This window comes from Pseudomaricurvus alkylphenolicus (genome assembly GCF_011683955.1).
Taxonomy (GTDB): Bacteria; Pseudomonadota; Gammaproteobacteria; order Pseudomonadales; family Cellvibrionaceae; genus Pseudomaricurvus; species Pseudomaricurvus alkylphenolicus.
The window spans coordinates 479902-494816 of record NZ_JAAQPI010000004.1 but is presented as its reverse complement, the minus strand read 5'-3'; the positions used below and the strand labels follow the sequence as shown (position 1 = coordinate 494816).

General features: G+C 51.0%; 11 protein-coding genes. 5 read left to right on the top strand and 6 right to left on the bottom strand.

Annotation, left to right across the window (positions count from 1 at the left end; translation table 11 throughout):
- Window positions 1-59 precede the first annotated feature (59 nt).
- The 6 genes from HBA55_RS13815 to HBA55_RS13795 form a co-directional block, all read right to left on the bottom strand.
- Window positions 60-1751: a sodium:solute symporter family transporter gene (locus tag HBA55_RS13815; protein ID WP_240946059.1), complete on the bottom strand. Its 1692-nt coding sequence runs from the start codon at window positions 1749-1751 to the stop codon at window positions 60-62.
- Window positions 1744-2058 (bottom strand): DUF485 domain-containing protein, encoded by a 315-nt coding sequence (locus tag HBA55_RS13810; protein ID WP_166992129.1) that lies wholly within the window; start codon window positions 2056-2058, stop codon window positions 1744-1746. The genes HBA55_RS13815 and HBA55_RS13810 overlap by 8 nt, the downstream gene beginning before the upstream one ends.
- 58 nt (window positions 2059-2116) lie before the next feature.
- A complete protein-coding gene (locus HBA55_RS13805; RefSeq protein WP_166992126.1) occupies window positions 2117-3850 on the bottom strand; it encodes an arylsulfatase in 1734 nt (577 codons plus the stop codon).
- Between the two features lie 161 nt (window positions 3851-4011).
- Entirely contained in the window at window positions 4012-6153 is a 2142-nt protein-coding gene (locus tag HBA55_RS13800) for a TonB-dependent receptor (protein ID WP_166992123.1), read from the bottom strand.
- A gap of 381 nt (window positions 6154-6534) precedes the next feature.
- Entirely contained in the window at window positions 6535-6669 is a 135-nt protein-coding gene (locus HBA55_RS37835; RefSeq protein ID WP_277345593.1) for a hypothetical protein, read from the bottom strand.
- A 604-nt stretch (window positions 6670-7273) separates the two neighbouring features.
- Window positions 7274-8209, bottom strand: a complete 936-nt coding sequence (locus HBA55_RS13795) for a class I SAM-dependent methyltransferase (RefSeq protein WP_166992120.1) — start codon at window positions 8207-8209, stop codon at window positions 7274-7276.
- Window positions 8210-8520: 311 nt separating this feature from the next.
- Here HBA55_RS13795 and HBA55_RS13790 point away from each other — a divergent pair, with 311 nt between their 5' ends.
- The 5 genes from HBA55_RS13790 (at window position 8521) to HBA55_RS13770 (ending at window position 14911) form a co-directional block, all read left to right on the top strand.
- Window positions 8521-8982 carry a cobalamin B12-binding domain-containing protein gene (locus tag HBA55_RS13790; protein WP_166992117.1) on the top strand — a complete coding sequence of 154 codons (462 nt, stop codon included), beginning with the start codon at window positions 8521-8523 and terminating at the stop codon, window positions 8980-8982.
- A 2-nt stretch (window positions 8983-8984) separates the two neighbouring features.
- Entirely contained in the window at window positions 8985-10667 is a 1683-nt protein-coding gene (locus tag HBA55_RS13785; protein ID WP_166992114.1) for an acyl-CoA mutase large subunit family protein, read from the top strand.
- 16 nt (window positions 10668-10683) lie between these two features.
- Entirely contained in the window at window positions 10684-11643 is a 960-nt protein-coding gene (meaB, locus tag HBA55_RS13780; protein ID WP_166992111.1) for a methylmalonyl Co-A mutase-associated GTPase MeaB, read from the top strand.
- Between the two features lie 31 nt (window positions 11644-11674).
- Window positions 11675-12655 (top strand): helix-turn-helix transcriptional regulator, encoded by a 981-nt coding sequence (locus tag HBA55_RS13775; RefSeq protein WP_166992107.1) that lies wholly within the window; start codon window positions 11675-11677, stop codon window positions 12653-12655.
- Window positions 12656-12766: 111 nt separating this feature from the next.
- Complete coding sequence (locus tag HBA55_RS13770; protein ID WP_166992104.1) at window positions 12767-14911, top strand: TonB-dependent receptor; 2145 nt, start codon at window positions 12767-12769, stop codon at window positions 14909-14911.
- Window positions 14912-14915: the final 4 nt, after the last annotated feature.

Sequence of the window (14915 nt, the reverse complement as noted above, 5' to 3'; positions counted from 1 at the left end):
GGGAGCGCCAGCGCTCATGCAGACGCTCAGCCGCCATCAATGTCTTATCGTTATGCCGCCTAGTGCGACACTGCGTCGGTAACGCCGACCCCCGTCTCTGACAGTACAAATTGCTCTGCATATGCCTCACGCTCCCTTTCCGCGCGCAAGCTTTTGTCGGTAGAGGAAAAGTACCAAATTGACAAAAAGGACAGAGGTACGGATATCACTGTAGGATAAGTATAGGGAAAGATCGCATGCTCTATCCCCATTACATCTACCATTACCTGGGGGCCAAGTAGGATAAGCATAACGGAAGAGACAAGGCCAGCAATTATTCCCGCCAGCGCCCCCCTAGTTGTTATACCACGCCAATACATTGCCATCAGCAAGACTGGTGCATTGGCACTTGCGGCAATCGCCATTGCCAAATTGGAGATAAAGACAACATTCTGATGCTCAAATACAATACCGAAGACTATGGCCAGCAACCCCATTCCAATGACCGATAGCTTTGATACTAATATTTCTGTTTTTTCCGATACAGGACCTTTAGCAAAGGAACCGGCATAGAGATCATGGGCGATGGTGGCTGCAGCGGAAATGGTGAGCCCTGATACCACCGCCAAAATAGTCGCAAAGGTCACCGCAGCAATAAACCCTAGAAAAAGATCTCCGCCGAGGAAATGAGTGATATGCAGCACCACCATGTTGCTTCCCCCGATCATCGCACCTTCCGCATCGTGGTAATCTCCATTACCCATAATCAAGGCAACAGCCCCAAAACCGATAATGATGATGAGCAACTGGAAATAGCCGATGATGGAAATCGCATAGAAAGCCGATTTTCTAGAGTTGGCGGCATCCTTGACTGTAAATAAACGCATCAGAATATGGGGCAAACCTATAAAACCGAAAACCATGGTCATGCCTACAGAAATCACTGACAAGGGATCTTTCAACCAGGCGCCTGCCTCTACTAAGCTTTCTTGCCTCGGGTGCACTTCCGTGGCTCGGGTGAAAATCTGGCCGAGATCAAAGCTAAAGTGATTCAGCAATAGCAGGCTCATTAAAGTACCACCGACAATGAGCAGTACCGCCTTGATAAACTGCACCCAGGTGGCCGCGAGCATGCCGCCAAAAGCCACATAAAACACCATCAGCAGACTGACTGAGATAATCGCCAGCAAATAATCCAGACCGAACAGTAACTGGATGAGCTTGCCCGCGCCGACCAGCTGGGCAATCAAATAAAATATCAAGACAAACAGTGATGCCACTGCGGCAATGGGCCTAATGGAAGTGGCGGACAGCCGATAGGAAACGACGTCGATAAACGTAAATCTACCCAGGTTTCGTAAACGTTCGGCGATCAAGAAAAGTACGATTGGCCAAGCGCCTAAAGTGCCGGCAATAATCACCAGGCCATCAGCACCCATGGCGTAAATACTGCTGGTGATACCAAGCAACGTGGCTGCCGACAAAAAATCACCGGAAATAGCAATGCCGTTTTGCCAGGCAGGTATTCCCCCTCCTGCCGTATAAAAATCACTTCGAGATCGGGTGCGTGTAGCCGCCCAGTAGGTGATTCCCAAGGTAACCAGGACAAAAGTCAGGAAAATAGCAATAGCAGGTGTATTGAGAGCTTGTTTTTCAACAATACCCGATAGCGACTCTGCTGCTTGAGTCAACCCCGATGGTAAAAAGCTACCGATGATCATCGACAATCGGAATATTGGGGATTGTGCCGCATCGAAATCATATTTAATCATGATCGACCTCTTTCAGCAGCTGCTGGTTTAACCGGTCCATCTTTTTGCCGATCACAAGCGTGTAATATCCCGAGAGGATAATGCTGAGAACAACCACGGCCACTGTAAACCATATACCTATGCTTACCGGACTATCCTCTGGCACCCGAGCATTGATCACCCCGGGGATAAAAGCCCAGCAAGTCAGATAGGTCAAAAAGACCAGCATCATCAAGCCAACCATTGCTATCCTGGATTCTCGTCTTTTGCGGGACAAAGCTACAAACCCAGGGCTATTCCTCATTTGTTCAATAAAACTTGATGGCATAACGTGTTTCCTAAAGACTAATTACAACACTGATCAACGATGGGGCAACCGTGTAGATCTAGTAATTTATCGACGTGTTCTCAAGTGGCTTGTTGGGGTTCTCTTGATAATGAGACCTCCCGTTGGTATAGAGGATATCCACCTTATCCACCACAACCATTTCATTCTGCCTGACGTAGCTTTCCCAGTGAGAATTGAGTTTCTTGACGATGTCCGGGCGAGCAGCAGCAAGGTCGTTCATCTCGCCTGGATCGTTCGCCAGGTCGTAAAGCTCCCAAACCTCCTTTCCCCAAGGTTCGTTAAGCCAGATCATCTTCCAAGTGCCGTAACGGATTGCCCGACGGCCAAATAATTCCCAGCCCGCTGTGAATTGTTCACCGTGGACAGAACGCTCTTTTCCCCAAAGGTGTTTAATCAGGCTCTTTCCCGTTACCGGTAAAACCTTGCGTCCCTGATAGGAATTCAGACTCGGCTCAAGTCCCGCCAGCTCCATCAATGTCGGTGCGATGTCCCGGACCGTGATAAACTCACTGGAGATTGCGGTCGACCTCGCCATCTTTGGGTAGTAAATAAAGGCAGGCACCTTTATTCCTCCCTCTGTTGTAAATCCCTTGTGCAATCGATATGGCGTACTACTCACACGAGCCCAGCCTGGACCAACGGACACATAGGAGCCAGCCTTACCCAGGTTTTCCAAACTGTTATCAAAATTTTCAGGTATCCAACTTGAATTCGGTGTTTTTCCTGCCCGAATATCCAGCGGATTACTTCCTTCAGCGCCATTGTCGGACATAAAAAAAATAACGGTGTTGTCCAGCTCGCCCGTATCCTCAAGATAGGTAATCAATCGACCGATGTGAAAATCCAGAGACTCCACCATGCCGGCATAGATTTCCATCAATCGCGCTTCTCTGACCTTCTGAGCAGTGGTCAATTGTTTCCATTGAGGATAATAGGCCGTGCCCGGATTCGCTAGGGTATATTCCGATAGTATGCCCTTTTCCTTCATTCTTTTTAGTCGAGCTTCAGCAATGGCTTCATAGCCAACATCATAAATGTGTTTGTACTTGTCACTGAACTCTGCCGGAGCCTGTAGTGGCCAGTGCGGTGCAGTATAGGCGGCGTATGCAAAAAACGGTTTTCCATCCTGGCGATTACGTTCGATGTTATTGATCAAGGTATCCGTATAAAACTCGGAGGAGAAAAAATTTTTCGGCAAATCCACCGCCTGACCATTCTTTCGGTAGTTGGCTTTTGGAGCTTTCGAAATTACACCCCTTTGGTCGAAGTGACTAGCACCTCCCTCCAATAACGCAAAGCTCTCCTCGAAGCCGCGGGCAGAGGGGTAACTCTCGCGGTCGTATCCCAAATGCCACTTTCCAGCCATATAGGTATGATAACCGGCATCTTTGAACCGAGTGGCGATAGTGACAAAACGATTATTCAGCTGGCCTTCGTAACCAGGTCGTCCTTTTTGCTCTTCAGACCAATAATATTTTTGAGTCCCCAGCCCCACCAAATGATTATCCGTTCCCGACAGTAACATCGCTCGACTCGGCGAGCACGTGGGGGCAGCATAAAAGTTGGTTAACTGAATTCCCCTGTGAGCCAAGATGTCCATATTCTCCGTTTTTATTTCTCCACCAAAACTTCCCAGATCAGAATAGCCCAAATCATCAGCAACGATGATAAGTACATTGGGCCTATGGGTGTCTAATCGGTCTTCCTGACCTGAACACATAGAAGTGAACAACACGAAAAAGGCTAGTGTTATGGGTATTCGAAAAAGCATTTTGATTGTCCTATTTCCCAACAGCTTGTCAGATTCGGTTGCGCGAGAGGAGGGCAACTATGGTTAATAACCGCACAATATTAAGTTGGAAATTTTACCGGGGATGGCGAGGGGAAATTTACTCCTTCAAGCAAAGAAAGTAAATTTCCCGAATTGGGTAGTTAGAAGTTGAACGTTAACTCTAGACCCAAGGTCCGCCCTTGCGCCGCACTATACATGTGCTCAGTTCCAAGAAATGCCTGTCCACCAAAAGCGAAATCAGCATACTCTTCATCTGTGAGGTTTTTTCCATACAAGGAGACATCAACGCCTGAGGCAAGATGAGAAAGTGTTAAGCTCGCGTTGAATAAGGTTACTGCATCAATCTCATTATTCGGATTGCTAACAGCATTGAGGAAATGTGACGACTTATGGTTGGCGTTTAAGCTGGCGCGGTTGGAAAATCCACTGATCCATTCTTCAGTTTCATAGGCCAAGGTCACGTTTGCTGAAAACTCCGGAGCACTGGTAACGTCTGACCCGGTATCGTCGTTCTCGGCATCTAATAGGCCGAGTCCAACGGACAAGCTGACTTGTTCAGTCAAGTAGTGGAAAGTATCAACCTCCAGACCGACGATACTCATGTCAAACGAGCCAATTTGAATTTCACCATTAACGAAAGCCGCATTCTGGAAATCTGATACATTCATGTTGAATAAGGTGGCATTGATGTAGCCGTTCTCCATCTCGTACTTAACACCCACTTCTACGGTCACGACCTCTTCCTTTGGGATAAACAGAGAGGACGACGCGAGGTATTGTGCGTTCGTTGGGATCGCGGCGCCATCCGCCAAGCCTGGGGACTTGGTGCCCTTTGCAACACCCGCAAATACCAGGGCATTACTTGTAGCATCCCACTCAAGTGTGACTGAGCCATTCAGAAACGTTTCGTCGATAGTCTCACGTCTATACCCAAATTCGGCATCGGCCTCCTGTTGACCATGGACAATCACATCAGCCTCTTTGGTTTCATCAGTATAGCGAGCACCAGCAATAATTCGGACGGAGTCACTGATCGACAAAGTACCACTGGCAAAAGCGGCCCAGGAATTCATATCCTGTTCGCCATACCAGAAGCGGTCAGCAGCGTTGACATATTGAAAAGTCAAGCGATCGATGGCTTGATCGACATAGTACAAACCCACAATGTAATCCAATTTTTCACCGGCAGGAGACGTCAATCTGATTTCTTGAGTAAACTGCTCGTAATCTTCGTCAAAATAGCCGATGACGCGGGGACCAGGGGTACGGAGAAACACATCAAACACAGTCTCCAGTTCCATTTCTCCAGCAGCTGTCACCGACGTCAGAGTGTGTTCGCCCAGCGGAATGTCAAATTGCAGAGACCAGTCCGTGAAGTCGACTTCAGTGCCGACATCTTTGAGGTCTATTATCGGTACTGTGATTTGGGTTCCAGCTGCATTTTCATCATAGCCGACTCCGGCGGGGGTAGGGAAAACACTTGGGGCAAACTCCGTCGAACCGTCATATTCTCCTGTAGATCGCACGAAGCTATTGCCCACTCGCTCCTTATTGGTAGCCTGTACTTTACCCGTTATAGCCCAGTCATTATCGGTGTTATACACACCAGTCAGCCTGACGGTACTATTTTCCGCTTCAGGCTCTTCACGGTCCAGAGTAGTGTTCTGAACCCAGCCGTCTTGGTCCTCGTAATTGGCGGCTAAACGCAACGAAAACTTGTCGCTCACCGGAATACTCACCGCGCCTTCCACAGTGCTTGAGTCGTTCTCAAACTCATAGCCGACTTTCAAATAGCCCTCCAACTCATCGCCCGGCTTTTTCGTGGTAACGCTCACTGCGCCGGCAAGCGTATTGCGCCCGTACAAGGTGGCTTGCGTGCCTTTCAACACCTCAATGGTTTGAACATCCATCAGCGCTGCTTGCAATTGGTTGTTGCGTCCCAGCCAAACGCCATCAACAAACAGACCTACGTCCTGCTCTAGCATGGCCGATCCTGGCCGAGTGCCCAGGCCTCTTATTGCGATCACCGGTGTACCACTGGGCGCGGCATTGAACGTCGCGTTGGGCACCAAGTCGACCACGGCGTCTACGTCATCCAGCTTGAAATCCTGAACCATATCCGCACTGAGAACCTGCACTGAACCGGCCACATCCAACAGGTTTTCCTCGCGCTTGTTCACAGTAACCACAATTTCTTCAAGCTCAAACGAATAAGCGGCAGGGGTGGAAACTGCCATCACTACAAGGGCACTGGCCATGGCATTCAACGTGGGTTTCTTCATCACTATCGTTTCTCCTCGGCTGAAACTCGTGTAACAAGTTGAAAGTTATTATTGGAAATATTCACGATGTTGATTCTGAGCCTAAACGCACGATATTAACCCGTGAATTCTAGGCCTTCTCCAGAATTCAATGGTATGTTAAGCCAGTCTTAAGGCTAATAATATTCATGTTTATTGATATTCACTTAACCTGAAGTTATATATCCAAATCTTGCGTCTGAAGCCCTTTGCTTTTCAGTGGCTGCACGCCGGCGTGCGGGCCGATGGCAATTCTATAGCTCAACGTGGTGCTTAGCAGATGGCGTAAGGTAGCCGTCTCTTCGTCTTGGTCCAGTTTATCTTGTTCGGCCAGGTAGATGTGTGCTTCATCGGTTAGGCTTCCTAAAGCTGACGACGCGCTGTGATACCCGCTCCAGATGCCAGAGCAGATACACATAGTGCTCGTTGTCGGTTTCCGCAGCGCAGCACCGGTTCGCCGTCGAGACCGGCGGTAATCACATCCGGGGGCAGTGACATCAGTACCGACTACAACTCTTCGAACGACTGGGTCTGTTGAACCTATATAAAGGCCTCAGGGCAGGTGACGCGCATCTGTTGCACCGAGCGGCTTTCCCGGAACGGATCTCGACCCTCTCGGTGATGGTGTTCGAAACGTCGGAACACGGCTTCCACGGCCGTTTTTTGGTAGGGCCTGGGTCTAAAGCTCACGGAGATCTTAATTCAGGGACGGCATACATGGGAAAGACTGAGCACATGAAAAAATGCAACTCGGCCGCATCACCTGTAATGGAAGGTACGGTTTTCTCTAGGGAATGGAAAGCCGGGGGACCTTGGTCAGTCTGAAGAGCAGGGCGAGGTGGCATTGTCATTGGCGGTTCATTGATGGTTTTGGGATGACATACTGCGACGTAGAGAATGGATTTCAGAAAGAAATTTCGTACCTGTTATACGCATCATGATCAAAGTGTGAAACTCTCCATACTTGTCAGTCAGCACGAAGTGTATATTACGGAAACTAGCCACTTGACAGCTGCTTACAATCAGGGGCGACAGTCTGTTTTGAGTATGAGCAGACGCGCCCCGTTCAGGCCATTTTGCGACAGCCCACCATCGAACATTGTCAACCCAACTCAATCAAGGCAAGTTTTAGCCCTTTATCGGGCTCCAGTTCTTTAATTTCTTCGTTAAGAGCCAACTGTTTAATGGTTGCAGGCGCCTCAATCGTCTCCAGTATGTCACTTGCAAACTCAGCAAAAGTGACCTGCTGATTATTCAGCGCTGCCAAAATGATACCGTCGACTTTCAAATAACTACGACAGCGCCGCAACAGCTTCTGGTAATCCGACCAGCCCTTAAACGACCCTTTGTGAAAAGGCGGCGGATCAAGAACAATGATGTCAAATTTTGACTGTTTGGCAATTTGGCTGTTGGATTTAAGAATATTCTTTTTCCAAATCGAGACTCTTTCATCGAGTAGATCGTTCAACTCGTGATTGAGTTGTGCGGTTTTGGTGGCGCTGCCGCACATGTCGATATTGACAACTTTCTTGGCGCCGCCTTTTAAGGCAAACAGGGAAAATACCGAGGTATAAGAAAACAGATTGAGCACGCGCTTGCCAGAGGCGTGTTCTTGCACCCAGGCCCAACCGCTGCGCATATCGGGAAACACACCGGTATTGCGGTTTTTACCCAAGCTGACGTGACACACCAGCTCTTCAGTGAGTGGGGTATGAAATTCCAAAGGCAGCGATTGCTCTTCGTTACGGCGGGTAAACAGAATCTGGTTTTCAACATCGGGCCAGGGCCGGGATTGTACCAACACGGTTTCAACATTGGCATGGAGTTCAAACACTTGCTCGAGTGCAGACCTAACGTCGCTGCCAAGTTCCCCCTCATAACACTGAACGAACAACACCGGCGGATACCACTCAATATTTATGCTTTCGAGTGCCGGAAAAAAACGCCCTCGGCCATGAAACACCCTAGCGACCTGCTGGGGGAATTTAGTGAGGTTGTTGTCTAGTTCTTGCTGTAGTGGGTGCTGTTCGGTTGTCATTGGTTTAAGGCTTATGAATCTTATTCAAGCTCTTAATTTTGCCAAATTTGTAAATTTCGGACAAATGCCCCTCACAATTCGTCATTTCAATGGTGGGTCAGGAGGCTACCTCCAACAAGCGATCCGCTTCCTCATAGGTCAGACAACATAACCACCGTTTGGCCCCAATTGACCAAAACGCCCGCTTTTTAACCTCTACTTGACGACGCGCTCAAATCTTGATCCAATAGAAAAGCAAATAGTTGTTTGGTTAAGGAATTGAGTTCCCTTCATTCGATCCCTTCACAGTCACTGGCATTGGAGTAGCTTTCATGAATCAACCGCTTACCGTCACCTCCCACAACCTTGAGGGCAGTCCCGCGCGTGCCTTGATCACCAAAATTGGCCTGGATGGCCATGATCGCGGCAGCCGCATCGTGGCGGCCTACTTGCGCGATGCCGGCATGGAGGTGATTTACACGCCACCGTGGCAAGAGATTCAGTCCGTGGTGCAGTTGGCCCTGCAGGAGGATGTGGACCTGATCGGTATCAGCTCCTTGGCGACAGACCATCTGATCATCCCCGAAATGATGGCGGCGCTGCGCGAGGCGGGGTTGGATAGCGTGGAGGTATTTGTCGGCGGCATTATTCCTGAGCAGGAGCGCCCCATGTTGTTGAAAGCCGGCGTGCGCGCCATTTTTGGACCGGGCTCCCAGCGCGACGATATCGTCGAGTGTGCAAAAGGTCTGGCGGCAGAATCTCGTGAGAAGAAACAACAGGCATTCGGGGGTTAAAGATGGGCAGTTACGAGAAAAACAGTAAAGGCGTCAAACAGGCGCAGGCACAGTGGCAGTCGGAATACGCCCAACAAATCGGCTCCAATGACCGCGTTATCAAGAATATATCCGGCATCGAAATCGAGCCGCTCTATACCCCGGAACAGTTACCGGATCAAGCTCAGTATCTGGATAAACAGGGCTTTCCCGGTCAGTTCCCCTACACCCGGGGCATCTACCCCACCATGCACCGCGGCCGCACCTGGACCCAGCGCCAGCTGATTGGTTTAGGCACGCCGGATGACTATAACGAGCGAGTGCGGTCCATTTTGAATCTGGGGGCCAATGCCATCAGCCTGTTGCCCTGTAACTCCGGTTTCCGTGGAGTGGATTGCGATACAGTTCCCCTGCCTTTGCTGGGCACCTGCGGCACAGTGGTTAATACCGTTGATCATATGGATACTTGCCTCGATGGTGTTCCCCTGGACCAGATTTCAGCGGCCATGAACGATCCGTCGCCGTTTACCTTGTTTGCCTTTATGCTCAATGTGGCCAAGCGCCGGGGGATTTCCTGGGACAAGATTACCGGCACTTCCAACCAGAGTGACTATATCTCCCACTTTGTGGCCAACCATATGTTCTACCGCTTGTCATTGCCGGGGTCGCGCCGGGTGTTGGTGGACCATATCGAGTACTGTCGCGAGCATGTGCCCAACTGGAATCCTATGTCGATAGTGGGGCAGCACATGCAACAGGCGGGTGCGACGCCCGCGGAGACGATTGCCTTTACCTTCTCTTCGGCGATCCAGCACGCCGAAGACTGTATCGCTCGTGGTATGGATCCGGATTCGATTCTGCCGCGTTTTACTTTCTTTTTTGATATCTCTATCAGCTTCTTTGAAGAGGTGGCCAAGTTCCGAGCTGCGCGTCGAATCTGGGCTCGCATTACCCGCGACCGCCTTGGCGCCAAAGATCCGCGTTCCTGGCGCTTCAAGTTTCACGGCCAAACCTCCGGTGTGGATCTGACCGCCCAACAGCCGCTCAATAATATTGCCCGAGTGGCGGTACAAGCCATGTCCGGCATCTTCGGCGGTATTCAGTCCATGCATACCGATGCCTATGACGAGCCCATCACCTGCCCGACCGAAGAGACCGCCAAGATCGCGGTGGCCACCCAAAATATCCTGCGGGAAGAAGCGCACCTGTGTGATGTGATCGATCCTCTGGGCGGTTCCTATTATGTGGAGCGCCTTACCGATCAGATGGAAGCAGAGATTCTGAAAGTGATGGAAAAGGTCGATGCCGCCGGCGGTATGTACAAAGCCGTTGAAACCGGTTTGGTGCAGAGCATGATTGGGGAATCCGCCATGGCGCGTCAGGAGCAGATCGAAACCGGGGAAGAGAAAATCGTCGGCGTAAACTGCTACCGGGACGACGAGGACAGCGGTGAGCAAGTAGCGACCAGTCGCCCGGATCCGATTAAAATGCAGGCCCATATCGACAACTTCAAAGCCTTTAAGGAGGGCCGCAGCCAGCAAGCGATCAACAAGGCGCTTGATAATCTCACCCGCGCCGCCAACAGCGATGATGAAAATGTGTTTGCGCGAGTGGTGGAAGCCGCGGAAGTGGGCGCAACCCATGGCGAGATCATTGCGCTGCTGCGCGAGGAATTGGGTTTCGGTCATCCGCTGATTGTGGCGTAAATGCCGGGAGGGAGATATGAGCAAAGTGAGCGACTATGTCGATAACCTGCTGTCGCGACTGCGCAACGGCGAGGTGGCCTCGCTGGCGCGGGCCATCAGTCTTGTGGACTCCCATGCGGATGTCGGTAATGCCCTGCATCACGCCGTTCGCCCGTTTACGGGCCAGGCGGAAGTGATAGGCATCACCGGGCCGCCCGGTGCCGGCAAGTCAACGCTGATTAACGCGTTGATCACAGAACTGCGCGGTCAGGATAAACGCGTAGCCGTGGTGGCGGTTGATCCCTCCAGCCCGATCAGCGGCGGCTCGGTGCTGGGTGACCGCACCCGAATGGGCGAACACACGGATGACCCAGGCGTGTTTATTCGCTCGCTCTCTGCCCGCGGTCACTTGGGCGGATTGTCGGCCAGTGTGCTCCGGGTTGTTGATCTGATCGATGCCGCCGGTTGGGATGTGGTGATTCTGGAAACCGTCGGCGCCGGGCAGTCCGAAACTGAAGTGGCCGAGGTCGCAGATATTAACGTGGTGATTAACGCACCGGGCCTGGGTGATGACGTGCAGGCCATTAAAGCCGGCATTCTCGAAATCGCCGATGTGCTGGTGGTTAACAAGGCCGACTCGCCTCTGGCGCAGCGCACGGAACGCCAGCTAAAAGCAATGCTGCAGTTGCGCAGGGAAGAGTCGCAACAGGTGCCGGTTGTCAGCACCATCGCCACGGCGGGATCGGGCATCGAGGAATTGGTGTCGGCCATCGGCAGTCAATCACAGTCGAAGTTTAACGCCAGCAAGAGTGAGCGCTTGTTGGACCGTACCCGCCGATTACTGGCGCAACAGGCTGCCGAACAGCTTAAGTGCTGGTTGCAGGGCGACACCAGCCCCGAATCCGCCAGCATTATTACTGCAGTTATTGAAGGCAACTGCGACAACGAGAAGGCGATTACCGATCTTATTCGCATTCGGTACGGAGCAATACTTTAACCCATAGGTGTAGCGGAAAATGGTGAACACGATGAATAATGATCATGCGATGCTCCTGACCGGTTATCCAATGTTTCAATCGACCGACATCGACGCGGTAGAAGACTTCGTGGTCCGAAAACTCAGTCCGCATAAGCTTGATGTTATTGGCCGACGAACCAACACCGCTACACAGTTGAATGGCATCTCCTTTTATGGCACCAAGCTGTTCTGCAGTTCCTATGGCGAAGATATAGAAATACTGCCCGAGCAGAGCGACTGCTTTATTACCCAGACCACATTGGCCGGGTGCACGGAAGTCGAAAGCAAACGCAACCGAGCGCAAACCGTAAAGGGCTCAACCGTTGTTATCTCTCCTTCTGAGAACTACCGGATGCGTTTGTGGCGCGGGAGTCGCCGGTTGACCATTTTGTTTGAACGGGAAGCTCTGGAGCAGCATCTTTGTCAGTTACTTAACGCCGATATCAAACAACCCCTGGTTTTTGACTTGAGTATGCCGGATGGAAACGAACACAGTCAGTCATGGCTGCGCAGTCTTTTGTATTTCTGCGAGCAACTGTCACTGTTTGGCGACGTCGGGGCGAGCGAGCATTTTTTGCAGTCGGTTAACAAGATGTTGATGTCGTTGCTCCTGGATATCCAGCCACATAACTACAGCCATTTTCTAAAGCGCGAAACGGTGCTCAAAAACCCCAGGCATGTTCGTAGCGCTATCACTTATATCGAAGAGCACCTGAGGCAGTCTATTTCCCTGTCTGAGTTGGCTGCAGCGGTATGTGTCTCCACGCGAACCTTACAGAAAGGCTTTAAAACCTATACCGGTAAGACCCCTAAAGAATATATCACCAATAAGCGCATTCGTGCCATTCACGAGGAACTGCGTAACTGCGCCGCCGGAGAACAGGTAGCCGATATATTACACAAATACAGTGTCGCCAGCTTTGGTCACTTTTCCCGTGCCTATAAAGAAGTCTATGGTTGTACGCCCAGTGAGACCATGAGAAAGCACTGAACAGTCCGCAGCAAAGTGTGCGCCTCCTGAACACACACTGACGCATTCTGAATAACCGGTTGCCATAGGGTTACGAGATACTCTAACCATAATCACGAAGAGAGTATCAACATGAAAATAAAGAGCGATCTGAGTACAAAAACCGCCTTGAGTGTAGCCATCTTTGGCGCGATATCCTTGACATCTGCGGACGTCTACTCAAGCAGTACCATCAACAGTTTATTAGAAGAGGTGGTGGTTACAGCAAGGAAGAGGGCGGCTGCCGAAAGCCTCCAGGATGTACCCGTATCGGCATCGGTATTCGGAAGCTCACAAATGGAGGCCGTCTTTGCTGAGAACCTTGCTGATCTCGGAGACCTGTCACCCAATGTTGAGGTTGAAAACGCAGGTACACGAGCCGGTGTGGCCAATGTCTTTATACGAGGCATGGGGCTGAGTGGTTCTGTACCGACTGATGAACCTACCGCGGGCCTCGTTCAAGACGGTGTTTTCTGGGGCGTAAACTATGGTGGGTTGCTTGATTCGTACGATCTGGAGTCGGTTGAAATTCTTCGTGGTCCTCAAGGAACGCTGTTTGGTCGCAATGTTACCGCTGGTGCATTTAATGTTCGATCAGCCCGGCCGAGCGGCGACTTTGGCTTTGGTGGAAAGATAACCGCAGGCAGCTATGGGAGAAGTGACTTTGCCGGCTACCTCGAGGCTCCGATTTTAGAGGATAAGCTTGCAGTCAGAGTAGCTGTCCAGGATAAGAATCGATCCGGGTATATTCGCAATAACTCGCTGGGTGGGGAATCGGGAGAGTCCGAATCGAGAATGCTGCGGGGTGTATTGAAGTACACACCCTCCGATGAGCTGGATCTCACGCTCATCGCTGAAAAGTACAGCAATGAAGGTGATGGCGGTGTGACCTTCCAGCTAAGCGATTCTGATCGAAAAAAATTTACCACCAACCAGGGCGATGAAGGTTTGACGGATGGCGACGTCAACTTCTATGCCCTGGAAGTCAACTACGATTTGGGTCACGGTACCCTGACATCAGTCACCGGCTATCGAGCGGTAGATGCTCGGGATCGCGTGGATATAGACGCAATGTCGGCCGACATATTCTCACAGTCCGCAGCTTTGGATCAGGATCAATTCAGTCAGGAAATTCGCTACGCTTCTGAGTTCTCGGATAACTATCGCTTTACGGTCGGCGCCTATTATTTTAAACAGTCCTGGGATTACGTCGAGCAAAGAAACCCGGTGGTGAACGTTAACACTCAAGCAAAGCTTGACCACAATTCCAAAGGCGTTTTTGCAGATGTGGATATCAATTTGTCAGACGCTCTGACACTCAATCTGGGTGGGCGTTATACCAGGGAAGAAAAAACAGCCCGCACAGCTGCCTTTGGTGCAGCGGCAACCCCTGGGTTTTGTGACCCCAATGCGGATGTTGTCATGGACTGTATCTTTGGCCCGCAAGACAGTGAGCAGTGGACCAACTTTTCCCCGAAAGTGAGTTTATCCTACCAGGCCGCTGAGAATGTGCTGCTCTTCGGTACGGCTACCCGGGGCTTTCGCAGCGGGGGATTTGCCATGCGCGGGTCACCGCTGACGACACCTTATGACGAAGAGATTGTCGATGCCTTTGAGTTGGGGGTGAAGGCGGACTTTTTGGACGATCGCCTGAGAGTTAACGCCGCTATCTATTACAACACCTATGACGATCTCCAGCGCACCGTTGTTGATCCAGTGACCTTGTTGCAAACGACACTCAATGCGGCTGCGGCGACCATAGCAGGGGCTGAGCTAGAGTTGACGGCGCAGCTACTGGACAATCTTGTGTTAAACCTCAACTACGGCTACACCGATGCATCCTACGACAGCTACGATAACTTTGACATTGATGGCGATGGCACTGTGGACCCGGAGGCGAAGGACCTGGAGTTTGGCCGAGTACCCGATCAGCAAATTATGCTGGCGTTAACTCATGAACAGGAAGTGGCGGATTGGGGTGTGCTGGTGTCTCGAATCAGTTACAGCCACACGGCAGAAATGAAACTCGACGATGGTAATTTTATTGATTCACCGTCTTTCGAGGATGTGTCGGCAAGCGTTCGTTTTCTGAGTGAAGACGACAAATGGGGGGTTGCCCTGTTCGGAAAAAACCTGACCGATGAAGAGCACTTTACCTGGGGCTTGAACGTACTGGGCGGTATCGCCTGGGGAGGCACGCCAAGAACCTGGGGGGTCGAACTGAGCTATAACTATTGACGGT